Source organism: Deinococcus soli (ex Cha et al. 2016) (assembly GCF_001007995.1).
Classification (GTDB): Bacteria; Deinococcota; Deinococci; order Deinococcales; family Deinococcaceae; genus Deinococcus; species Deinococcus soli.
Genome location: NZ_CP011389.1, coordinates 1,441,740 through 1,462,385 on the forward strand (window position 1 = coordinate 1,441,740; position 20,646 = coordinate 1,462,385).

At 70.7% G+C, this 20,646-nt stretch carries 22 protein-coding genes and 1 riboswitch; of the genes, 6 read left to right on the forward strand and 16 right to left on the reverse strand.

Annotation, left to right across the window (positions count from 1 at the left end):
- Positions 1 to 11 precede the first annotated feature (11 nt).
- Positions 12 to 362, forward strand: coding sequence for a DUF3969 family protein (locus SY84_RS07155; protein WP_046843442.1), 351 nt, complete (start codon positions 12 to 14; stop codon positions 360 to 362).
- On the opposite strand, the gene SY84_RS07160 is transcribed toward SY84_RS07155, so the two are convergent.
- The 3 genes from SY84_RS07160 to ribD are packed head-to-tail and all read right to left on the reverse strand — an operon-like array spanning position 359 to position 3,317.
- Positions 359 to 1,564: a bifunctional 3,4-dihydroxy-2-butanone-4-phosphate synthase/GTP cyclohydrolase II gene (locus tag SY84_RS07160; protein ID WP_046843443.1), complete on the reverse strand. Its 1,206-nt coding sequence runs from the start codon at positions 1,562 to 1,564 to the stop codon at positions 359 to 361. The two genes, SY84_RS07155 and SY84_RS07160, sit on opposite strands and share 4 nt — an antisense overlap.
- A complete protein-coding gene (locus SY84_RS07165; RefSeq protein WP_046843444.1) occupies positions 1,561 to 2,217 on the reverse strand; it encodes a riboflavin synthase in 657 nt (218 codons plus the stop codon). The genes SY84_RS07160 and SY84_RS07165 overlap by 4 nt, the downstream gene beginning before the upstream one ends.
- Positions 2,218 to 2,276: 59 nt before the next feature.
- Complete coding sequence (ribD, locus tag SY84_RS07170) at positions 2,277 to 3,317, reverse strand: bifunctional diaminohydroxyphosphoribosylaminopyrimidine deaminase/5-amino-6-(5-phosphoribosylamino)uracil reductase RibD (RefSeq protein WP_046843445.1); 1,041 nt, start codon at positions 3,315 to 3,317, stop codon at positions 2,277 to 2,279.
- A gap of 96 nt (positions 3,318 to 3,413) precedes the next feature.
- Positions 3,414 to 3,561, reverse strand: a riboswitch (FMN riboswitch).
- 160 nt (positions 3,562 to 3,721) lie between these two features.
- Here ribD and SY84_RS07175 point away from each other — a divergent pair.
- Complete coding sequence (locus SY84_RS07175; RefSeq protein WP_046843446.1) at positions 3,722 to 4,477, forward strand: SDR family oxidoreductase; 756 nt, start codon at positions 3,722 to 3,724, stop codon at positions 4,475 to 4,477.
- Here the strand turns inward: SY84_RS07175 and SY84_RS15855 are convergent.
- The 4 genes from SY84_RS15855 to SY84_RS07195 all read right to left on the reverse strand — a co-directional run bounded on the left by SY84_RS15855 (position 4,465) and on the right by SY84_RS07195 (position 8,849).
- The gene (locus SY84_RS15855) at positions 4,465 to 5,310 is read right to left on the reverse strand and encodes a hypothetical protein (protein WP_052751073.1); all 846 of its coding nucleotides are present in this window, start codon (positions 5,308 to 5,310) and stop codon (positions 4,465 to 4,467) included. The genes SY84_RS07175 and SY84_RS15855 overlap by 13 nt on opposite strands.
- Complete coding sequence (locus tag SY84_RS07185; protein ID WP_046843447.1) at positions 5,307 to 6,041, reverse strand: Sir2 family NAD-dependent protein deacetylase; 735 nt, start codon at positions 6,039 to 6,041, stop codon at positions 5,307 to 5,309. Before SY84_RS07185 ends, SY84_RS15855 begins: the two co-directional genes overlap by 4 nt.
- A gap of 387 nt (positions 6,042 to 6,428) precedes the next feature.
- Positions 6,429 to 6,944 (reverse strand): RNA 2'-phosphotransferase, encoded by a 516-nt coding sequence (locus SY84_RS07190; protein ID WP_046843448.1) that lies wholly within the window; start codon positions 6,942 to 6,944, stop codon positions 6,429 to 6,431.
- Between the two features lie 66 nt (positions 6,945 to 7,010).
- Positions 7,011 to 8,849 carry a S9 family peptidase gene (locus tag SY84_RS07195; protein WP_046843449.1) on the reverse strand — a complete coding sequence of 613 codons (1,839 nt, stop codon included), beginning with the start codon at positions 8,847 to 8,849 and terminating at the stop codon, positions 7,011 to 7,013.
- Between the two features lie 62 nt (positions 8,850 to 8,911).
- On the opposite strand from SY84_RS07195, the gene SY84_RS07200 reads away from it, so the two are divergent.
- Positions 8,912 to 10,411 (forward strand): carboxypeptidase M32, encoded by a 1,500-nt coding sequence (locus SY84_RS07200; protein WP_046843450.1) that lies wholly within the window; start codon positions 8,912 to 8,914, stop codon positions 10,409 to 10,411.
- Between the two features lie 59 nt (positions 10,412 to 10,470).
- Here the strand turns inward: SY84_RS07200 and SY84_RS07205 are convergent, their stop codons facing one another.
- The 9 genes from SY84_RS07205 to SY84_RS07245 form a co-directional block, all read right to left on the reverse strand.
- Positions 10,471 to 10,707 carry a ferredoxin gene (locus SY84_RS07205; RefSeq protein WP_046843451.1) on the reverse strand — a complete coding sequence of 79 codons (237 nt, stop codon included), beginning with the start codon at positions 10,705 to 10,707 and terminating at the stop codon, positions 10,471 to 10,473.
- Positions 10,708 to 10,816: 109 nt separating this feature from the next.
- On the reverse strand, positions 10,817 to 11,602 hold the full coding sequence (locus SY84_RS07210) for an NTP transferase domain-containing protein (protein WP_046843452.1): 786 nt from the start codon (positions 11,600 to 11,602) through the stop codon (positions 10,817 to 10,819).
- 32 nt (positions 11,603 to 11,634) lie between these two features.
- Entirely contained in the window at positions 11,635 to 13,014 is a 1,380-nt protein-coding gene (locus SY84_RS07215; RefSeq protein WP_046843453.1) for a sensor histidine kinase, read from the reverse strand.
- Positions 13,015 to 13,033: 19 nt separating this feature from the next.
- Complete coding sequence (locus SY84_RS07220) at positions 13,034 to 13,696, reverse strand: response regulator transcription factor (protein ID WP_046843454.1); 663 nt, start codon at positions 13,694 to 13,696, stop codon at positions 13,034 to 13,036.
- A gap of 81 nt (positions 13,697 to 13,777) precedes the next feature.
- Positions 13,778 to 14,512, reverse strand: coding sequence for a hypothetical protein (locus tag SY84_RS07225; protein WP_046843455.1), 735 nt, complete (start codon positions 14,510 to 14,512; stop codon positions 13,778 to 13,780).
- Positions 14,513 to 14,568: 56 nt separating this feature from the next.
- Entirely contained in the window at positions 14,569 to 14,931 is a 363-nt protein-coding gene (locus SY84_RS07230; protein ID WP_046843456.1) for a DUF1232 domain-containing protein, read from the reverse strand.
- A gap of 15 nt (positions 14,932 to 14,946) precedes the next feature.
- Positions 14,947 to 16,395, reverse strand: coding sequence for a glycosyltransferase family 2 protein (locus SY84_RS07235; RefSeq protein WP_046843457.1), 1,449 nt, complete (start codon positions 16,393 to 16,395; stop codon positions 14,947 to 14,949).
- Entirely contained in the window at positions 16,392 to 17,579 is a 1,188-nt protein-coding gene (locus tag SY84_RS15860; protein WP_157882922.1) for a HEAT repeat domain-containing protein, read from the reverse strand. Before SY84_RS15860 ends, SY84_RS07235 begins: the two co-directional genes overlap by 4 nt.
- Before the next feature lie 5 nt (positions 17,580 to 17,584).
- Positions 17,585 to 18,115, reverse strand: a complete 531-nt coding sequence (locus SY84_RS07245; RefSeq protein WP_046843458.1) for a tetratricopeptide repeat protein — start codon at positions 18,113 to 18,115, stop codon at positions 17,585 to 17,587.
- 393 nt (positions 18,116 to 18,508) lie between these two features.
- Here SY84_RS07245 and rplU point away from each other — a divergent pair, with 393 nt between their 5' ends.
- The 3 genes from rplU (at position 18,509) to obgE (ending at position 20,595) form a co-directional block, all read left to right on the forward strand.
- Positions 18,509 to 18,811, forward strand: coding sequence for a 50S ribosomal protein L21 (gene rplU, locus SY84_RS07250; RefSeq protein WP_046843459.1), 303 nt, complete (start codon positions 18,509 to 18,511; stop codon positions 18,809 to 18,811).
- Positions 18,812 to 18,825: 14 nt separating this feature from the next.
- On the forward strand, positions 18,826 to 19,098 hold the full coding sequence (rpmA, locus tag SY84_RS07255; RefSeq protein WP_046843460.1) for a 50S ribosomal protein L27: 273 nt from the start codon (positions 18,826 to 18,828) through the stop codon (positions 19,096 to 19,098).
- Positions 19,099 to 19,257: 159 nt separating this feature from the next.
- Entirely contained in the window at positions 19,258 to 20,595 is a 1,338-nt protein-coding gene (gene obgE / locus SY84_RS07260; protein ID WP_046843461.1) for a GTPase ObgE, read from the forward strand.
- Positions 20,596 to 20,646: the final 51 nt, after the last annotated feature.

The following is a 20,646-nucleotide window of genomic DNA, read 5'->3' on the forward strand; positions in this document are numbered from 1 at the left end:
TATTGCGCGAGATGACAGAAGCTGCGGAGCTTCAACTGATCTTTCAATCTTCAGTCGATTTAGAGCGGTGGGTGTTGACTCATGGTGTCGGTTTTCTCTACGCCATTCGGCAGGGCGTCATGGCACCCATCGCAGCAGAGAGCGAGCTGTTTAAACCGGCCTACCTTCATCTTCTAGAGAAGAAGAGTTGCTCTCTTGAAGTTTGTGACTTCGTTCAGAGGGGATTCTTTCTCGATGACGTGCAACACCTCGTTAGCGAGGAAGCTCTGCAATACACGGTAGATGAGATGCTGGACATAGCTGTGCGTCTCCTGCGGGAACGGCCGAAAGACATCCGGGTTGGCAGGGTCTCGCTGGCTTAATCCCCGCTGCCGTCGGTGCCGATGTGGCCGAGTTTGGCGGCTTTGGTGCTGAGGTACGCGGTGTTGTGTTCGTTGTGGCCGGCGTGGAGGGGCACGCGTTCGACGACTTCCAGGCCGAAGCCGCCCAGGCTGTGGAGTTTGCGGGGGTTGTTGGTCAGGACGCGCAGTTGCCGCGCGCCGAGGAGGTGGAGCATCTGCGCGCCGATGCCGAAGTCGCGGGCGTCGGCGGGGAAACCGAGTTGCAGGTTCGCCTCGACGGTGTCGGCGCCGCCGTCCTGGAGGTGGTACGCGCGGATCTTGTTCAGCAGGCCGATGCCGCGCCCTTCCTGGCGGAGGTACACGAGGACGCCGCGGCCCTCGGCAGCGATGGCCTGCATGGCCGCGTCGCGTTGCGGGCCGCAGTCGCAGCGCAGGCTGTGGAAGCCGTCCCCGGTGAGGCATTCGCTGTGCACGCGCACGAGGAGGGGCCCCTGGGTGACGTCGCCCATGACGAGCGCAACGTGTTCCGCGCCGCTGAGGGTGTCCTCGAAGCCGACGAGGCGGAACTCGCCGTACTCGGTGGGCAGCCGGGCTTCCGCCACCAGTTGCATGAATGGGTCGTGTTCCATGCGGTAGGCGATGAGCGCCTCGATGCTGCCGACCTTCAGACCGTGCCGCTCACCGAACGCGAGGAGGTCCGGGAGGCGGCTCATCTCGCCGTCGTCCCCCATGATCTCGCAGATCACGCCGACGGGTGGGAAGCCTGCCAGCCGGGCGAGGTCGCAGCCGGCCTCGGTGTGTCCGGCGCGGCGCAGCACCCCGCCGGGGCGCGCGACGAGCGGGAAGATGTGCCCGGGGCGGCGGAAGTCCGTAGGTCTGGCCGCGTCGTCCATCAGCGCGGCAATGGTGGCGGCGCGGTCGAAGGCGCTGATGCCGGTGCTGTTGCTGACGTGGTCCACGCTGACGGTGAAGGCCGTGCCGTTCGGGTCCGTGCTGCTGCCCACCATGGGCGTGAGGTCCAGCACCCGCGCGCGGTCGGGCGTGAGGGTCACGCAGATCAGGCCGCGGCCCTCGCGCGCCATGAAGTTCACCCACTCGGGCGTCGCCGTGGCGGCGGGCATCAGCAGGTCGCCCTCGTTCTCGCGGTTCTCGTCGTCCACCAGGATCACGGGGCGCCCGGCCCGCAGTTCCGCCAGCAGCTCGGGGATGGAGGCCAGGGTCATGCGCCCACCTCCTGCTCCGCCTGTTCGGGCGTCCAGTCGCGCATCAGGATCAGCCGCTCGACGTATTTCGCCATTTGGTCGGCCTCCAGGTTGACGGTCGTGCCCTCGGCCCAGGTGTGCAGGGTGGTGACCTCCAGCGTGTGCGGCACGAGCCACAGCGTGAACTCGTCCGGGCGCAGGTCCGCGCGGCTGCCCGCCGGACCGCCCGCGTCCACGACGGTCAGGCTCACGCCGTCCACGGTGACGCTGCCCTTCGGCACGAGGTACCGGGCGAGGTGCGGCGCGGCGCGCACGGTCATGGTGTACGCGCCGGGCTGGGCGTCCACGCGCAGGACCGTGCCCACACCGTCCACGTGCCCACTCACGACGTGCCCACCGAAGCGCGCTTGGGCGGTCATGGCACGTTCCAGATTCACCTTCGTGCCCTCGCGCCAGTGCGGGGCGGTCTTGGCCAGCGTCTCGCGGCTGAGGTCCACGGTGAAGCCCGCCGCGTCCCAGGTGGTCACGGTCAGACAGGTGCCGTTCACGGCGATGCTCTCGCCCAGTTCCACGTCGGCCCACATGCGCGCGGGCTGGATGGTGACGGTCAGGTTCCCCTCGTTCTCGCTGGTGCGGGCGATCTGCCCGACCTGTTCGATGATTCCAGTAAACATGTGTTGACCTCGGGTGGAGGCAGGAGCACACTCGCCCCCCCTCCACGGGGAAGGAAGGCTCAGACGCGCGGGATGCCCTGCAGCAGGCCGGTGAGCAGGACGTCCGGGCCGAGGGTCTCGACCGTCACGTCCCGCAACGTCTGCGCCTCGTGCATGGGGCGCGTAGGGCCGGTCAGGGGGCTCAGCCCCGCGCCCAGAAGTTTCGGGGAGAGAAAGACCCGCACCTCGTCCACCAGGCCCTGCGCGAGGAAAGCGCTCAGGAGGGTCGGGCCACCTTCGAGCAGCACGCTGCTGATGCCCAGGCCCGCCAGTCCGCTCAGGGCGTCCGGCAGCGATCCGGCACGCTGCACGGTAATCCCGGCGCCCTCGTGCGCGGCCGCGTCGGCGTCCGGGGCAGTCACGAGGACGGCGCCGTCGCGCCACGCGCGGGCCTGCGGGTCACTCGCCGCGCGGCGGTCAAACACCACGGGGCGCGGATCACGCCCACCCGACACGCCGCGCGTCGTCAGGGCCGGATTATCCAGCCCCAGCGTACCGCTGCCGACCGCGATGGCGTCCAGTTCGTCGCGCCAGCGCATGGTGCGCTCCCGGGCCTGCGAGCCGCTGACGGCGCCGTTGCTCTCGTTCAGCGCCGCCACCTTCCCGTCCAGGGTCATGGCGTACTTCGCCACCACCCACGGGCGGCCCCGCATGATCAGACTGCGGAAGCCCGCCTGCTGCCGCGCGGCCTGGGCTTCCAGCGCGCCCACCGTGACCTCAATCCCGGCATCCCGGAGCCGTTGCACGCCACGTCCCGCCACCAGCGGGTTCGGGTCCAGCGCCGCCACGACCACGCGCCGCACGCCCGCCGCGATCAGCGCGTCCGCGCAGGGCGGCGTCCGCCCGTGGTGACTGCACGGTTCCAGCGTCACGTACGCTGTCCCGCCGCGCGCCCGCTCGCCCGCGTCCCGCAGGGCGAACACCTCCGCGTGCGGCTCACCGGCCCTGGGGTGGAAGCCTCGCCCCACCACAACTTCTTCCTGCACGACTACGCAGCCCACGGCGGGATTCGGCGCAGTGCGGCCCAGTCCTCTGGCAGCCTGCTCAAGCGCGAGCGTCATAAACCGCTCGTCTACGGGCAGTGCCGCCGCCACCCCTGCGGGTGGAGCATTCACTTCATACATGGTCTGTCGCCGCCTGCTGGGGGGCAGGCAACGTTCCTCCTTCTCTCATCCGGACTCTGACCGTCGGCTCTGGATTCCCACCAGATCGGGCCTGCGCGTGGTGCAATTTGCGCGGGCTTCGCGGGCTGAGGCTCACGCCATCACCGCCGGTAGGGAATTCCACCCCACCCCGAAGGAAGTCGGCCCACCCGGAAGCGGGCCACCCTGAACGTAGCACCCTGCGGTTAGGCGACTGTGGGGGCAATCAGACACCCGGCGGGGGACAATCCGCCACGCGCTATGACGTCTGCTGAGGGCAGCAGTTTCCCCCTCTCCCTTCCCGACTTGCTGGAGGCCACCCCATGAAGACCATGCTCCTGACTGGAGGGACCGGCGTACTGGGCCGAGCCCTGCTGCCCGCCCTGGAGGGCCGCGCGGACATGCGCGTCCTGTCACGCCACGCCGATCCCCGCCCAACCTTCCGGCAGGGTGACCTGCACTCCGGCGCGGGCCTCGCGGACGCGCTGCGCGGCGTGGACACCGTCATTCACGCGGCGAGCCAGCCGTCGCGGCCCCAGACGGACGTCGAGATGACCGGCGTGCTCCTCGCGGCGGCGCGGGAGGCGGGCGTGCGACACGTCGTGTACGTCAGCATCGTGGGCTGTGATCAGGTGCGGGCGTTCCCGTACTACCGCGCCAAGACCCAGGCCGAGGCGCTGGTCGCAGCGGGCGGCGTGCCGTTCACGGTGGTACGCGCCGCGCAGTTCCACGAGTTCGTGGCGTTCATGCTGTCGCGCCTCACCCGCGCGCCGCTGCTGCCCCTGCCGGGCCTCCCTCTCCAGCCCGTGGACGTCCACGCTGCCGCCACACAGATCGCGCAGGTCGCGCTGGGAGCCCCGCAGGGCCGCGCGCCGGACATCGTCGGCCCACAGGTGCTCGCCCTGCCGGAACTGGCCCGCACCTGGGCCGACGCGACCGGCGCACGCACCCGCATCCTGCCCGTCCCCGCCGCGCGGCGCTTCACGCCCCTCACCCGCCCGGACCTGAGCGGCGTGGGCCGCACCTGGGCGCAATGGCTCGCGCAGGAAGCCACACGGCCGAATCCCTACGCAGGCTGAGCCGGGCGGGGCGGCTGGTCGGCGTTCAGGTCCGCCAGTTCCGCCTCCTGCCCCCCGCGCCAGATGAACACGCGTCCCGCGCGGGCGATCAGCAGCCGCCCCCGGCGGTCGAGGTCGGCCCAGGTGGCGCCCTCCAGATCGGGTGCTGGGCCGTCCGCCAGCCAGCGGTACCGGACGAAGCGGTGATACCGCTGATCACAGATGAAATTCAGTTCCAGTGACCTCTTCCGCAGGGTGAACGGGTCCGCTTCACCCATGCCGATCCAGCGTCTCGGCTGATGAGTGACGTGCCAACCCGTCCGTTTCAATACGACGAGGAAGGTATCCACCCGCAACGTGCCCGTAGGCTGCAGGATCTCAAAACCCGGCGGGCGGATCAGTTGCTGTTTTGGCAGGTCGGTGTGGTTGACCAGGATCGTCCGTGAGTCCTGGAACGCGCCGCCGCCGCTCCAGCCGTCCGAGGCGTTCCACAGGCCGATGGCGTGCACCTGCGGCGGTTTCGACAGGGCCGTCCAACTCCACATCCTGACGCCGTAGCGTTCCATTGCCAGCGCCTGCTGCCGCTTGGATTCGTTCCGCGCCGCGTACAGCAGGTGCTCGCCGTCGGGCGAGAGGTCGCTCATCCACTCGTACAGCCGCCCCTGGAACCACGATCCGGGCGTCAGGGTGTCCGTGGCGGTGTCCCACAGGTACACGCGCGTCCAGCGTGTGGGGGCGCGCCGGAACAGCACCACGCGGTCGGCCTCGCTGGCGAGCAGGCCCCAGATGCGTGCCGGGGCGGGTGGGGTGCTGGCCGGGCCTTTCACGTGGCTGCGCTGCGGGTGGACTTTCATTCGAGTAGCGCGGCGAGGCCCTGTGACGCGACGTCCCGCACCACGTAGGTCATCTGGTGCGAGATCTCGGTGTCGGTGGGGTTGATCTCGATGGCGATCCCGCCACGCCGCAGGGTCTCGGCGGCCAGTCCGGCGGCGGGGTACACGGCGCCGCTCGTGCCGATCACCAGCGCGACCTCGGCGGCGGCGAAGGCGTCCCGCGCGGCTTCCAGGGCATCCCCCGGCAGGTACTCGCCGAACCAGACGACATTGGGCCGCATGCGGTTCCCGAGCGGGGAGGTGGGCGGCGTGACCAGTTCAGCGGGCGCGGCAAGGGGGAACGTCTGCCCCGTCACCTCGTCCCGGCCACTGAGGAGGTTGCCGTGCAGTTCCACGACCTGCCCGCCGTGCGCGCCGCTGCCCGCGCGGTGGTGCAGCCCGTCCACGTTCTGCGTGGCGAGGAAGAACCCCGGCCCCTTCTGCGCTTCCAGTCGCGCCAGCAGGTCGTGCGCGCCGTTGGGTTGCGCGGCCAGCACGTCGCGGTAGCGGCCCGCGTACCACTCCCAGACCATCTGGGGATCGCGGCGGTACGCGGGCGGACTGGCGAGATCCTCGGGTCTGAAACGCGCCCAGTGTCCGGTCTGCGCGTCCCGGAAGGTGGGAATCCCGCTCTCGGCACTGACGCCCGCGCCGGTCAGCACGGCAACGCGGGAGGCGGAGTGCAGGGCGGCGCGGGCAGCAGCAAGATCCATGAGGGCAGGGTAGCCCGGAGCGGGAAGGCAGGCGCCCAGAGATGACCCGAGTTCCAGCCGAGGCCACGGGACAAACAGCAGATCAGCGGCCCGCACCGCCCACGCACCGACCACAGACCACCGCGAGCCGTCGTGCGCGAAGCGCGCGGGCCTTGCGGGGGCGGCAGGATGGCGTCGAAGCCGGACCCGTCACTGCCCGAATCAAACACGCCGCCCAAGTAGACCCTCTTGCCCATCCCCCACATAGAACAACACAAAAACAAAAAACCCGCCTTCTTCAGCGGTGATGTAGAAAGGATACCCCGGTATGCAGGCCATGTCAATCCCTGCCGTGCGGCCCAGTTTCTGCCGTCCAGCACGGCAACAAGCCGACTGCACTTCGGGGTCTTATGCACCGTCGACGTACGCGGGTAGCACACGGTCCACCAGCCACACGCCATTCTCGCTGACGAAGAACAGGTATCCGGCGTCGTGCATCTCCCCTGCCCGGATGGTGAGGATGATGGGTGGGCCGCGCCGCGCGCCGACGTGCCGGGCGGTATCGGGGTCGGGCGAGAGGTGAACGTGGTGGCGGTTCATGGGCCGCAGTCCCCCCGCGCGGATGGCGGGCAGGGCGCCGGCGTGCGTGCCGTGGTACAGCAGGTTGGGCGGCGTGGCGGGTTCGAGTTGCAGATCCACGGGCACGCTATGGCCCTGGTTGGCGCGGATGTGGTCGCCGCGCAGGCTGAAGCGTTGCTTATCGCTTCCCGAGACGACGGCCTCGACCTGCGCGCGAGTGACGTTCAGGTGCGAGAGCAGGGGTGCGAGGGGGACCCAGCCGCCGGGCGCGAGGGTCAGCCCGGCCTCGTGCGGAGCGTGGCGCAGCAGGTACGACAGGCGCCGGGAGAGGACATGGTTGGTCATGCGCCCAGTCTGCGCGGGGCGCTGCGGGTGGGGCATCGGCCAGGTGGCGCAGCGGGAATGGCGTGGTTACAGGTGCCGGGCGAGGTAGTCCGCGATCAGCCGGGTGGTGCGGATGCGAGCGGCGGGGTCGGCGGTGCCGTGGCCCTGGTCGTCGAATTCCACGTACTCGTAGTCCTGCCCTTCGTGTTTGCCGGTAGCGTTCAGGGCGTCCCGGAAGCCCCGGGCCTGATTGACCGGGCAGCGGGGGTCGTTGGCGCCGTGCAGCATGAGCATGTGGGCTTTGAGGTTCGCGGCGTGGGTGATGGCGCTGCGGTCGCGCCAGAGCCCGGCATGCTCGTCGGGGTGGCCCATCATGGTGCGGAAGTAGTAGGCGAGCTGGGGGATGTCGCGGCTGTTGTCGGTGTGCAGCTGGTGCAGGTCGGTGATCCCGACGATGGGAATGGCGACTTTGAACAGGTCGGGGTGTTTGACGGGGGCGAGGTAGGACAGGTATCCGCCGTAGCTGACGCCGTACAGCCCGATGCGGGCGGGGTCGACGTGGGGGAGCGTGGCAAGGTACGTGGCGGCGGCGGCGATGTCCTGCAGGTCGCGGCCGCCCCAGTCGCGCAGGTTCGCGTCGCGCCAGGGGGTGCCGTAGCCGGTGCTGCCGCGCACGTTGGGGCAGATCACGGTGTAGCCGAGGCTGACGAGGTACTGCACCTCGTCGTCGAAGGTGCGGAAGAACTGCGCGGTGGGGCCGCCATGCGCGTGCACGAGGGCGGGGTGGCGGTCAGCCGGGTTGAGGCCCTGAGGGACGTAGAGGATGGCGGGGACCTGCACCTGCGGGTCGTGGGCGCTGGGGCTGGGGTAGTGGATGTACTGGCCGGGCGTGAACCGTTCGGGGTGCAGGGTGCCGTATTCGGCGGGAATCAGGGTGCTGGTGGTGTCGGTGGTCAGGTCGTACAGGAGGACGTCCGCGCGGGTGGTGGTGGTGGTGTGGCCCACGAGCAGCTGATGCCCGAGGGCGTACTGCGTGCCGCTGCTCAGGCCCAGTGGCAGGTGCAGGGCGCGGGGGACGGCCGTGTCCAGGCTGTACAGCAGTGGCGTGAGGGTGCTGTCGGCGTTGCGGGTGACGCTCAGCCACTGGCCGTCCGGGCTGATGCGGCCAGGGGTGTCGTCGGGTCCTCCTTCGGGTGTGAACCACTGCACCTCGCCGCTGGTCAGGTCGAGCCGTCCGGCGCGGCCGTGCCCGGCGGCGTCGCTGGCGGCAGTCAGGTGCGTGCCGTCCGGGTGCCAGTGGCCGACGCTCTCGCGGGTGCCCTCCTGAAGGTGCAGGACGCGGCACATCCCCGTGCCGTCGGCGTTCATGACGTACCCATCCAGGTTGCGCAGGTCAGGGCTTTCGTTGGTGTTCAGGCTGATGCGGCGCCCGTCGGGGCTGTACGCGACGGCCTGGGTGCTGTTGGGCTGGGTGCTCAGGGGCGTCCAGGCGTCCTCGCCGCTGCGGGTCAGGTCGTACTGCCAGATGTTCATCTGCCCGCCGCGCGTGGAGTTCACGAGCAGCCGCGTGCCGTCCGGGTGGGCGTGCACGGGGAAGTCCATGCTGCCGGGCTGGTGGTGCAGGGCGCGCACTTCGCCGGTATCCAGGCTCAGGACGTGCAGGGCGGTGCGTTCGTTCCCGTCGTGGTCCCAGGCGAGGAACAGCTCGCGGCTGTCGGCACTCCAGACGGGGGCGCTGCGGGGGGTGGCTGGGGCCTGTCCGCTGGTGTGCTGGCGGCGCTCGCGGGTGCGCAGGTGCAGGGTGCACAGTTCCATGCGGCCGCTGCGGTTGTCGTAGTACGCGACCTGCTCACCGTCCGGCGAGACAGTCAGGCCCATCGTGATGGGCAGGGTGACAAGTTCCTCCAGCGGCAGGGGTGTGGGCATGCGGGCAGTGTGACATCCGGTCGGCACGCGATCTGCCGCAGGTGCGCGGTACGCTGCGGGTCATGACACAGCATGAGACGTGGGTGGCCCTGCGGGCGCACTGGCAGGAACTGGCGGACCTGGGTGGGATCGGGGCGCTGCTGGGCTGGGATCAGAGTACGTACCTGCCGCGTGGGGGGTCGGCGGGTCGGGCGCGGCAGCGGGCGCTGCTGTCGGGCCTGCGGCACGCGCGGGCGACGGACGCGGGGTACGGGCGGCTGCTGGATCAGGCAGGGGCGCTGGACCTGGGGCCCACGGAGGCGCGGATGCTGGCGGTGGCGCGGCGGGACTTCGAGCGGGCGACGCGCCTGCCGGGTGAGTTCGTGCGGGCGTCGGCGCAGCATGCGGGTGAGAGTTACGCGGCGTGGGTGGAGGCGCGGCCCGCGAACGACTGGGCGCGGATGGTGCCGCTGCTGGAGCGGACGCTGGACCTGAGTGTGCAGCGCGCGGCGTTCTTCCCGGCGTTCACGGACCCCATGGATTATTTCGTGGACGCCTCGGATGAGGGGATGACGGCCGGGCAGGTGGACGCGGTGTTCGCGGAGTTGCGCGCGGCGCTGGTGCCGCTGGTGGACGCGGTGGCGGCGGCACCGGCGCCGCGCATGGATTTCCTGGCGCGCGAGTACCCGGTTCCCACCCAGTTGCGCCTGGGCGAGGAGGTCGGGGCGCTGTACGGGTACGATTTCGTGCGGGGGCGGCAGGACCTGACGGCGCATCCGTTCATGACGCGGCTGGGCGCGCGGGACGTGCGGATCACGACGCGGGCGCAGCTGGCGGACCCGACGGACGCGCTGTACTCGACGCTGCACGAGGTGGGGCACGCGCTGTACGAGCAGGGCGTGGCGGAGGACCTGCTGGACACGCCGCTGGGCGGCGGGGTGAGTGCCGGGGTACACGAGAGTCAGTCGCGGCTGTGGGAGAACCTGGTGGGGCGGTCGCGGGCGTTCTGGGCCGGGCAGTTCGGGCGGTTCCGGGACGCCTTCCCGGAGCAGTTGAACGACGTGACGGAGGAGGAGATGTTCCGCGCGGTGAACGTGGTGCGCCGCAGCCTGATCCGCACGGACGCCGACGAGCTGACGTACAACCTGCACGTGATCACGCGCTACGAGCTGGAGCGGCAGCTGCTGGGCGGCTCGCTGGCGGTCTCTGATCTGGCGGACGCGTGGCACGCGGCCTACGAGGCGAACCTGGGCCTGCGCGCCCCGAGTCACGTGGACGGGGTGCTCCAAGACGTGCACTGGTTCAGCGGCGGGATCGGCGGGGTGTTCCAGGGGTACACGCTGGGGAACGTGCTGAGTGCGCAGTTCTACGCGGCAGCGCAGGCGGGGAATCCTGGCCTGGACGCGGACATCGCGCGGGGCGAGTTCGGGCGCCTGCACGGCTGGCTGCGTGAGCACGTGTACGCGCCGGGCCGGACGTTCACGCCGAACGAACTGGTGCAGCGCGCGACCGGGCAGGGCATGACCGCCGCGCCGTACCTGGCGTACCTGCGCGGGAAGTACACGGAGCTCTACGGCCTGTAAGAGGCTGGCCTGGAGCAGCGGCGCCCAGGTCAACTCCAGGCGCCGCTGTGGTGGGTGGCTTAGAGGCCGAAGTGGACGCGGTTCTTCTCGATGAAGCTTTCCTCGCCGCCGGGGACGTCCTCTTCGGGGAAGATGGCGCTGACGGGGCAGGCGGGGACGCACGCGCCGCAGTCGATGCACTCGTCGGGGTGGATCAGGAACTGGTCGCCGCCGTCGTAGATGCATTCCACCGGGCAGACTTCCGTGCAGGCCTGGTCCTTGACGCCGATGCAGGGGCTAACGATCACGTGAGGCATGAGGGACAGTATGCACACCGGCCACCCCGGGCGCAAGGGCGGGAATGGACAGGATTTTTAGCGTTCAGCGCGAGAAAACCGAGCGGTTACGTCAGGATTGGCACGCGGTTCAGTGAACGGGCGGGGTGCCGCGCAGCTGCGCGTCGGCCAGGGTCAGGTCGGCGTCCTTGTCCACGTCGGTGCCCACGGCGGCGTGCGGGGTGATCAGCGCGCGGGCCTTCACGCCCAGCAGTCCGGAGACCTTCTCCTCCAGCCGCTGCACGCTCAGGCGGCCCGTGATGAGGCGCAGCAGAACGTCCCAGCCGATTAGCCCCGCGAGTTTCAGGGGGGCCTTTCGGGCGGCGAGCACCTCGCGCAGGCGCGGCAGGAACTGCCCGATCAGGGCCGGGTCCAGCAGGAAGAGGTTCCCGCCGGTGAAGGTGCCGTCCTTCAGGCGGGCGTAGGTGCGTTTCACGCCGGGGTACGCGGCCTCGCAGACCTCGCGGCGCACGACGGGGTACACCAGCCCGGCGTCGGGGGCACTGTCGAGCACGTCCCGGACCTCCTGTGAGCGCAGCATGGGCACGTCGGCGGTGACGACCAGCACCCGCTCGCCCGGGGCGAGGCCCAGGTCGCGCAGGGCCTCCACCCCGGCTTCGAGGTTGCTCAGCAGGGTGCCGTGGTCGGTCACGCGGATGTCGATCAACGCCTCGAGGTCGGGCGTGGTGGGGCCCACGTACGCCACGCGGCCCACGCGGTCGCTGCCGCGCAGGGCCCGCAGGACGTGCAGGGCCATCGGGGCGCCCGCGACGGGAATGAGGGGTTTGACGTTCACGCCGTGCGCGGCGGCGAAGGGATCGCCGGGGTCCCCGCCGCCCAGCACGACGGCACTCCAGCGCGGCACTGAACTGTTCATTGCCGCACAGCGTAGCAGACCGCCCCGGCCGCCTACCCCGGCAGGTGCAGGGTGACCCGGAAGCCCGCGCCGGGCGCGCTCTCGATGTCCAGCGTGCCGCCGTGCACCTGCGCGACGTGCCGCGCGAGCGCCAGCCCCAGCCCGTGCCCGCCGGTGCCGGACGCGTCGGCGGTGCGGCTGGCGTCCGGGCGGTAGAACGCCTCGCCCAGGCGGACCAGGGTGGCGGCGTCCACGCCGGGCCCGTCGTCCTGCACGGTCACGGCCGCGCCGCCCGGCACCGCCCGGACCTGCACCAGAACGGTCGCGCCCGGCGCGTGCCGCACGGCGTTCGTGGTGAGGTTCCAGATCGCCTGCCCCAGCAGCACCCGGTCACCCAGCACCGTGACGGCCTCGGCGCCGTCGAGGTCCACGTCGGCCAGTGGGTCGAGTTCCCGGGCGCGGTCCACGGCGTCGGCGGCTAGGTCCCGCAGCGGCACCGGGGCGCGCTGCACCGCCGCCGGGTCCCGCGCCAGCAGCAGCAGGTGGTTCGCCAGGGTGGACAGCCGCGTGATGTCCGTGCCGATCTCGCGCAGATCCGCGCGGTAGCGTTCCGCGTCGCGGTCGCGGGCCAGGGTCCCCTCGACCCGCGCGGTCAGCGCCGCCAGCGGCGAGCGCAGGTCGTGCGCGGCGGCCCGCAGGAAGCCCTGCTCACGGTCGCGGGCGTCCGCGAGGTGCGCGAAACTGCACTGTAGCGTCAGCGCCAGCCGCGCCAGTTCGTCCCCGTCGCCCGCACCGGGCAGCGGGCGGCGCAGATCCCCGCCCTCGCCGATGGCGTGCGCCGCACCCTCCAGCGCCCGCACGGGCCGCAGCAGCCGCCCGGCCACCACCCAGCCGACCAGCAGGGACAGCAGCAAAGCCAGCGGCACCAGCGCGACCAGCGCCCGCAGGAACGCCTCGCGGGCCTCGCGCAGCGAACGGGCATCCACCGCGATCTGCAACGACGCGCCGCGCAGGGGCCGCTCCAGAATCAGGTGCGTGCCCGTCAGGTGCAGCCCCGGCCCCAGGGTCACGGGCACCCCGGACGGGAAGCTGGGCGTGTCGACCGACGCGAGCCCGCCCGCCTGCCGGGCGATCACGCGCAGGTCCACGCCCCGGCGGTCCACGTCGTCCGCGATGCGTTCCAGGTCCGCCTGCGAGACGCTGATCTGCTGGACACCCAGCACCGATCCCAGCAGGTCGTCCGACGGGCGGGGCCGCAGAAGACCCTCCACGCGGCCCTGCACGGCCCCCAGCACGCTCATGACCCGCTGCTCCTGCGCCTGCCGCAGGAAGCCGTTCACGGACCAGTACAGGCCCCCCGCGACCAGCAGCACCGCCACGCCGGTCGCCAGGGCCGCCCACAGCGCCAGCCGCGCCCGCAACGTCAACCGCATCTCTTCTCCCCTGCCCCGCTCAGCGTTCCACGCGGTAGCCGCGCCCCCGCTCGGACGTGATCGCCTCGGGCGCCAGTTTGCGCCGCACGTAGCGCACGTACACGTCCACGATCCGGGCTTCGCCGTCGAATTCCGGCCCCCACACGCGGTCGATCAGGTCCTCGCGGGTGAACCAGCGTTCCGGGGCCTGCGACAGGACCTCCAGCAGCGCGTACTCGCGGCCCGTCACGGCCACCTCCGCGCCGTCCCAGGTCACGGTGCGCGCCACGGTGTCCAGCGTGCCGCGCCCCTGCGCGAACGCCACGCGCGGCGCGCCCGACCCCCGCTCACGGCGCGACAGGGCCCGCAGGGTCGCCAGCAGTTCCGGCACCGCGAACGGCTTGACCAGATACGCGTCCCCGCCCAGGTCCAGGCCCTCCACGCGGTCGCTCAGTTCCCCACGTGCCGTCAGGAACAGAATCGCGGACTCCACGCCCTGCTGGCGCAGTTCCCGCGCGACCTGGAAGCCGTCCATGCCGGGCAGCATCACGTCCAGAATCACCAGCGGATACTCGCCCAACGCGGCGGCCTCCAGCCCTGCCGGGCCGGTCTGCGCCCAGGTGACGGCGTACCCGGCCTCGCGTAGCGCCTCTGCGGTGGGCTGCGCGATGCGGGCGTCGTCCTCCACGAGCAGCAGTCTCATGAACCTCAGTGTAAGCGGGCCGGTTAACGGCACGTAAAACCGCCCCCACCGGAGCGGCAGGGGCGGACGCAAGGGCGGCGTTCAGCGCAGGGTGAAGGGCAGGGTGTTCAGGTTCAGCGCCTGGGCCGAAGACACGTTCTGCGCCCACTTGAGGTTGCTGGCGACGCCGTTGGTTGCGGTGTACGTCACGGTGTAGGGGGTGGTGTCGTCCACGCGGGTGGTGGTGAACTTGTACGTGACCCAGTTCCAGCCCTTGGCGAAGTTCACGTTGATGTCCGACACGCTGGTGACGAGCGCGTTCTTGCACTCCTGCTTCCCGTTGATCTTGACGGCGCGGTCCACGTAGAAGAGCTGGCCCATCGTCTCGCTCTTACCGGCCGCGTCCATCAGCATCACGCTGACGTCCTTGGTGGCGTCGGTGCGGAAGATCGCGGTGGCGCTGCGCATGCCCTTGTCGCTGACCTTGACCGTGCTGGTGCAACCGGTGGGCTGGGTCTCTTCGGTGTAGGGGCTCAGTTCACTGTCCTTGGGGGTGGGCAGGCTGGCGAAGCTGAACTTGCCGTCCGCGGCCAGGGTGGTCTCGCCTTCCTTGACGGTCGTCTTGGCGGTGTAGTCGTACAGGTCGAGCATAACCTTGCCCGCGCCGCCGCTCCAGGCGGTGTAGGTGGTGGTGGCGTCGCCGCTGGCGTCGTAGGTCACCTTGGCGTCCGTCAGGGTGCCGCCCGCGGTGGTGACGGGTTTGGGGGCGCGGTTGAACAGGCCGCAGGACCCCAGGGCGAGGGGCGCGAGGAGCAGCAGGGGAGCAAGTTTCTTCATACGGCGCTCATGCTAGCCATGGCTCAGCCTGAATGCCGGTCAGATGCGCTTGACAATCAGCCGCTCAGGGCGCGCCAGACCGCCCACCCCAGGAGGCTCAGCAGGGTCAGGACCGTCAGTGCGGCGGCTGGGATCAGCCAGGGCAGACGGCGCTGCACGCTCAGGCTGCGGGTCTGCGCCTGCGTCAGGACGGGGGTGGGGAGGGTGCGGGCGGCCAGGGCCAGCAGCGTCGGGACGATCAGGATGTCGTCTGCGACGCCCAGGACGGGGGTCAGGTCGGGCAGGAGATCCAGGGGCAGCAGGGCGTAGGCGAGGGCCAGGGCAGCCATCAGTTTCGCGCCCATGGGCGTGCGGCGGTCGGTCAGGGCGAACAGCAGGGCCAGCGCGTCGCGCCACACGGCCCGGACTCGGGTGATCACGCCCGCAGGTACGGGTCAGGTGGGGTCCGGGTTCCGGGGTGAGTCGCCCGCATCGGGCGGAGGCGTGGGGGGGGTGCCGGTGTCGATGCGGCGGCGTTCCATCTTGCCCCACTGTCCGGCGCGCAGCGGGCCGGTCAGGGTCGCCCAGAAGCGGATCAGGAGGGTCCACTGCCGGAAACCGAGGTTGTCCAGCAGCGCGAAACCCAGCAGTCGCAGGCGGTCGCCGGGCCGGGAGATGCGCTGCCGGAGGAACACCTCGACGCTCTGGGCGCTGAAGGAGATCAGGGTGCCGTACGCGGTGGCCAGCAGGAAGAACAGCGCCACGAACGGCGCGCTGAATTTCCCCGTGACGACCAGCCCCACCGCCAGGGCGTACCCGGTGAGTTCGATGACGGGCGCGAGCGCCTCGAAGAACACGTAGTAGGGCATGGAGATCAGGCCGATGCGGCCGTAGCGGGGGTTCAGGAACATGCGGCGGTGTTTCCAGAGGGCCTCGATCAGGCCGCGCTGCCAGCGGTCGCGCTGGCGCCGCAGGAGGTTCCAGGTGTCGGGCACCTGCGTCCAGCAGATCGGGTCGATGACGTACGTGATGGCGTACGGGCGGCGCTGCTCGCGGGCGTGACGGTGCAGCCGCACGATGAGTTCCATGTCCTCGCCGACGGTGTCGTGCGCGTACCCGCCCACCTGCAGGGCGACGTCGCGGCGGAACAGGCCGAACGCGCCGGAGATGATCAGCAGCAGCCCGTACGCGCTGAGGGTGGTGCGGCCCACCAGAAACGCGCGGATGTACTCCACGAGCTGGAAGCGTTCGACGGCCGTGGCCGGCAGGTGCAGGTCCACGATCCGCCCGTCGTGGAACACGGCGCCGTTCAGGGGGCGGACGGTGCCGCCCACGACGAGCAGGTTGTCGTCGTCCGCGAAGCGCCGCGCGACGCGCAGCAGCGCCTCCTCGTCCAGGAGACTGTCGGCGTCCAGCGCGCAGAACAGCGGGTAGCGGGCGTACTGCATGGCGACGTTCAGCGAATCGGCCTTCCCGCCGTTGTCCTTGTCGATCACGATCAGGCGGTCCTCGCGGGCGCTGCGGTACGTGCCGCGCACGGACCTGGTGGGGATGGTCAGCGGCACGACCATCTGCGCCGGGTGCAGGTCGAACGTGGCGTTCAGGACGTCCAGGGTCCGGTCGCGGCTGCCGTCGTTCACGACGATCACCTCGAACTGCGGGTAGCGGAGGTTCAGGAAGGACCGGACGCTGGCCTCGATGGTCGCCTCCTCGTTGTAGGCGGGCACGAGCAGCGAGATGGGTTTGTGCGTCTGCCCGAGCAGCAGTGCGTCGAAGCGCAGCGTCTGGTGGCGGCGCATGCTGCGCGCCAGTTCCCGCACCGTGGTCGTCAGGCCGATGGCGTACCCCACGTTCATCAGCGCGAAGTACACCAGGAACAGGAACTCGACGACCGTGAGGTTCATGGGGTGGGTTCACTCTGCGGCAGCGCGGCGCGCGCCATGTCACGCGCGAACCGGTCCGGGTGCCGCGCGGCCGCCTCGCGCAGCGCCGCGCGGCCCTCGCCGCTCGCCTGGAGTGACCGGGCGGCGTGGTGCCGCACCCACCAGTTCGGGTCGCCCAGCAGCCGCCACAGCGTCCGGACCGGCGGGCGCGGGAAGGTGCCCAGCGCCTGGGCACTCATGGCCCGCACCGCCCACGCCGAGTCGCGGCTGAGCTGCCACACCTCGCGCCGCAGCGGGGGGGCGTCCAGGCGCCCGGCGGCGTACAGCCGCAGCGCGCCCGCCCGCACGCCCGGACTCGCGTCGCGCAGCAGGTCCGGCACCAGATCCGCGTAGCGGGGCGGGTCGAGGCGGCCGGCGGTGTCGACGGCCAGTTCCCTCCAGGGGTCGCGCGGGTCGGCGGTCAGGGTCCGCACCAGCGGCTCGGCCTGCGCCCCCAGAAGGCACAGCGCCTCGCGGACCTGCTGCGTCGAGAACAGGCCCGACGTGAGAACCGGCAGGAGTGGTGGGGCCGCCCAGCCGGGCCGGGCCAGTCGGGTCACGCCCAGCAGCGCCAGCAGCCGCAGCGACGTGCTGGCGTCGTCCAGCAGCGCCAGGAACACCGGCAGGCTGCGGTCGTCGCGCAGGGTCACCAGCCGTTCCAGCGCCAGGGTACGGTCCGTGGTGTTGCGTCCACTCCGGGCGACGCGTTCGTCGTGCGCACGCAGCCCCAGCGTGTCGTACAGCGCCGCGAGGCGCGCGCCGTCCGGGCCGGGCCGGGCCTCCCGCAGGTGCAGCAGGGCGCGCGCCCCGGTCACGTCCAGGGTCGCGGGCGGGTCCGCCCCGGCCAGGAAGGCGGTCAGGTGCGCCTCCCAGGCGCGTGCCTGCGCGGTCACCTGTGCGTCGCGGCGGGCCGTGACGGTCACGTACAGCAGCTGCGTGACCGTCAGCAGCACCAGGGTCAGCGTCACGACGCCCAGCACGAACAGCACCACCAGCAGGGACCGCGCGAACGACTGCGCGAACAGGTTCAGGAACAGCAGGTACGTGAACACGATCATCGTGACGGTCAGGGTCACGCTGATGCCCAGCGCCATGCCAGTGAACGGCAGCAGCTGGAACTCGCGCCACATCGGCTGCACGCGACTCCAGCCGGCGGGCCGGTCCACGGTCGTTACTGACCGGACGCCATGACCTGACCGGCCGTCAGGGCGGCCTGCAACTGCCGCAGCTCGGCGCGGTCCGGGTCGATGGACAGCGCCTCACGGTTCAGGGTCAGGGCCTGCGCGGCGCGGCCCTGTGCCCGCGCGATCAGCGCCAGGCCGTACCACGCGTCCGCGTAGCGCGGACTGCGGTCCAGGACCACCTGGAAGTCTCGCCGGGCCGCCGTGAACTGCCCGGTCTGGTAGCGCGCGAAGCCCCGCACGACCAGGGCGTCGGCGTCCACGAACAGCCCCTCGGCCGCGACGCCCGTAAGCAACTGCTCGGCCCGCTGGAACTGCCCCTGCCGGTAGGCACTCGCGGCGGCCGTGGTGGTCTGCGCCGCCAGGGGCTGCGTGGCCAGACCCAGCGCCGTGGTCACCAGGGCGCTGCCCAGCAGCACCAGCAGATTCCAGCGGCCCAGTCCACGCTGACCCGGCCCACGCTGACCTGAGCCGCAGCGGCCCGGCATCCGGCGGTTCAGGGTAAGGCGGCTGCGGCTCATGCCCACACGGTAGGGTGCAGCCTCTGAATGGATTCTGACAGCCTGCCCTGGCCCGGCCAGAGGGCGCGTGCTATGCTGCCACGGTCAGCTGCCCCAGGGCGGCTCTGGAGGATCAGCAGAATCCGGCTCGCCCCGCGCGAGTCCACGTGTACCGCGAGGACACGTTCACCAGACCCGGGAACCCGCACGCAACCGAAGAGCCCTCCCCCGCCCCGCGCGGGCCGAGTGCCGTTGCCTGCCACCCCCGAGTCTGCGCTGATCCGCCGGACCCGGACGGGTTCCCTATGCCCAGAGGGTGTGTTACAGTACTTGCTTGGTGACCCGCCGAGCGGGTGCAGCAGGCCAAGGCCGCCCAGGGCAGCGTTTCCCGGGCGCGCGGCAGGAGGAAACACCATGTTTGCAATCATTCAGACCGGCGGGAAGCAGTACCGCGTGCAGGAAGGCGACGTCATCCGCGTCGAGAGCCTGAAAGGCGAGGCGGGCGACAAGCTCGACCTGACCCCCATCTTCGTGGGCGGCGACCAGACCGTCTTCGGCGACGCCGCCGGCAAGTTCACCGTGAACGCCGAAGTCGTCGAGCACGGCCGTGGCGAGAAGATCTACGTGCGCAAGTACAAGAGCGGCATCCAGTACCGCCGCCGCACGGGCCACCGCCAGGACTACACCGCGATCAAGATCCTGGGCATCAAGGGCTAAGGGAGGATACCGACATGGCACACAAGAAAGGCGTAGGTTCGTCCAAGAACGGACGTGACAGCCAGCCCAAGTACCTGGGCGTGAAGAAGTTCGGCGGCGAGCAGGTCCTGGCCGGGAACATCCTCGTCCGTCAGCGCGGCACGAAGTTCAAGGCCGGCCCGAACGTGGGCATGGGCCGCGACCACACCCTCTTCGCACTGGAGAGCGGCAAGGTCGTGTTCAGCAACCGTGGCAACAAGGGCCGCTTCATCAGCATTGAAGTGCCCACCGCCGCCGCCGCTGACTGATCAGCGCGGCAGGTTTTTTCGCGGGAGCGCCTCAGCCCGGTTGACGGGTCAGGCGCTCCTTTGCTGCTGCCCCCACGCGGGGCGGCGTCGTACAGTGGCACCCAGCAGTGGTGCCGGGCGGGGACGCACACGCGCCTTGCCCCAAGGGAGGTGAGGCCAGTGGCGTTTCGTGACGTCCTGAATATCGAGGTGGCCGCCGGGAACGGTGGGGACGGCAGCATGTCCTTCCACCGCGCGAAGTACATGGAGAAGGGTGGCCCGGACGGCGGGCACGGCGGGCGGGGCGGCAGCATCATCCTGCGCGCCATCGAGGGTGTCGAGTCGCTGGAGCGTCTGGTGGGCCGACGGAAGTTCAAGGCCCCGAACGGCGCGTACGGCGAGGGCCGACTGCGCCAGGGTGGGGACGGCGAGGACGTCTTCATCGACGTGCCCGTCGGGACGACCGCGTTCGACGAGACGACCGGGAAGGTCATCGCGGACCTCGTGCGGGTCGGGCAGGAGAAGGTCATCGCGCGCGGTGGTTTCGGCGGGCGCGGCAACAGCACCTTCGTGAGCAGCACCCGTCAGGCGCCGCGTTTCGCGGAGCTGGGCACGCCCGGCCAGAAGCGCCGCGTACGGCTGGAACTGCGCCTGATCGCGGACGTGGGTCTGGTCGGCTACCCGAACGCCGGGAAGAGCAGCCTGCTCGCGGCGCTGTCGCGGGCGAATCCGGCCATCGCGGACTACCCGTTCACGACCCTGTCGCCCATCCTGGGCGTCGTGGACCGCGTGGACGCGAACGGCACGCCGGTTGACGAGCGCTTCACGCTGGCGGACATCCCGGGGATCATTGAGGGCGCCAGCGAGGGCAAGGGCCTGGGCCTGGAGTTCCTGCGGCACATCAGCCGCACGCGCCTGCTCGTGTACGTGCTGGACGTGACCCGTGACCCGGTGGGGGAGCTGCGCCAGCTCCAGGCCGAGCTGCGCGCCTACGACCCGACGCTGCTGGAACAGGTCTCGCTGATCGCATTGAACAAGGTGGAGCTGACCGAGGAGGACCTCGCGGCGATGGTCGTGGATGAACTCGCGGAGTTCGGCCTGCCGGTCGTGCAGGTCAGCGCCCGTGAGGGCGAGGGCCTGCCGGAACTGCGCGAGGCGATCTTCCAGATGCTCCCGGACCGCGAACTGTGGGCGCAGAACAACGCGCTGGAGATCGAGTCCGACAGCGTCCGCGAGGAACCGCTGCGCATCGAGTTCCGCATCGACCCGGCCGCGAAGGGTGTGGGTATCATCAACGACGGTCAGCCCGAACGGATCTGGGCGGTGCACGGTGGAGGCTTCGAGGAACGCATCGTGCGCTTCTCGCGCTTCATGGACGAGGCCGCCGAGTACCTGGGCAACGTCTTCAAGCGCCAGGGGCTGTACAACGCCCTGAAACGCGCCGGGGCGCGCGAGGGCGACACCGTGGAGATCGGGACGTTCCGCTTCGAGTACTTCGACGACGAGGAACAGCGCTGACCTCCAGCTGAACGACAACGGCCCCACATCCTCCGTGGGGCCGTTCGTCTG

Coding starts and splice junctions, on each gene's coding strand:
- SY84_RS07155 (WP_046843442.1), top strand. CDS start 12: ATGACAGAAGCTGCGGAGCTTCAACTGATCTTTCAATCTTCAGTCGAT.
- SY84_RS07160 (WP_046843443.1), bottom strand. CDS start 1,564: ATGACCCTGGCCTCCATCCCCGAGCTGCTGGCGGAACTGCGGGCCGGG.
- SY84_RS07165 (WP_046843444.1), bottom strand. CDS start 2,217: ATGTTTACTGGAATCATCGAACAGGTCGGGCAGATCGCCCGCACCAGC.
- ribD (WP_046843445.1), bottom strand. CDS start 3,317: ATGACGCTCGCGCTTGAGCAGGCTGCCAGAGGACTGGGCCGCACTGCG.
- SY84_RS07175 (WP_046843446.1), top strand. CDS start 3,722: ATGAAGACCATGCTCCTGACTGGAGGGACCGGCGTACTGGGCCGAGCC.
- SY84_RS15855 (WP_052751073.1), bottom strand. CDS start 5,310: ATGAAAGTCCACCCGCAGCGCAGCCACGTGAAAGGCCCGGCCAGCACC.
- SY84_RS07185 (WP_046843447.1), bottom strand. CDS start 6,041: ATGGATCTTGCTGCTGCCCGCGCCGCCCTGCACTCCGCCTCCCGCGTT.
- SY84_RS07190 (WP_046843448.1), bottom strand. CDS start 6,944: ATGACCAACCATGTCCTCTCCCGGCGCCTGTCGTACCTGCTGCGCCAC.
- SY84_RS07195 (WP_046843449.1), bottom strand. CDS start 8,849: ATGCCCACACCCCTGCCGCTGGAGGAACTTGTCACCCTGCCCATCACG.
- SY84_RS07200 (WP_046843450.1), top strand. CDS start 8,912: ATGACACAGCATGAGACGTGGGTGGCCCTGCGGGCGCACTGGCAGGAA.
- SY84_RS07205 (WP_046843451.1), bottom strand. CDS start 10,707: ATGCCTCACGTGATCGTTAGCCCCTGCATCGGCGTCAAGGACCAGGCC.
- SY84_RS07210 (WP_046843452.1), bottom strand. CDS start 11,602: ATGAACAGTTCAGTGCCGCGCTGGAGTGCCGTCGTGCTGGGCGGCGGG.
- SY84_RS07215 (WP_046843453.1), bottom strand. CDS start 13,014: ATGCGGTTGACGTTGCGGGCGCGGCTGGCGCTGTGGGCGGCCCTGGCG.
- SY84_RS07220 (WP_046843454.1), bottom strand. CDS start 13,696: ATGAGACTGCTGCTCGTGGAGGACGACGCCCGCATCGCGCAGCCCACC.
- SY84_RS07225 (WP_046843455.1), bottom strand. CDS start 14,512: ATGAAGAAACTTGCTCCCCTGCTGCTCCTCGCGCCCCTCGCCCTGGGG.
- SY84_RS07235 (WP_046843457.1), bottom strand. CDS start 16,395: ATGAACCTCACGGTCGTCGAGTTCCTGTTCCTGGTGTACTTCGCGCTG.
- SY84_RS07245 (WP_046843458.1), bottom strand. CDS start 18,115: ATGAGCCGCAGCCGCCTTACCCTGAACCGCCGGATGCCGGGCCGCTGC.
- rplU (WP_046843459.1), top strand. CDS start 18,509: ATGTTTGCAATCATTCAGACCGGCGGGAAGCAGTACCGCGTGCAGGAA.
- rpmA (WP_046843460.1), top strand. CDS start 18,826: ATGGCACACAAGAAAGGCGTAGGTTCGTCCAAGAACGGACGTGACAGC.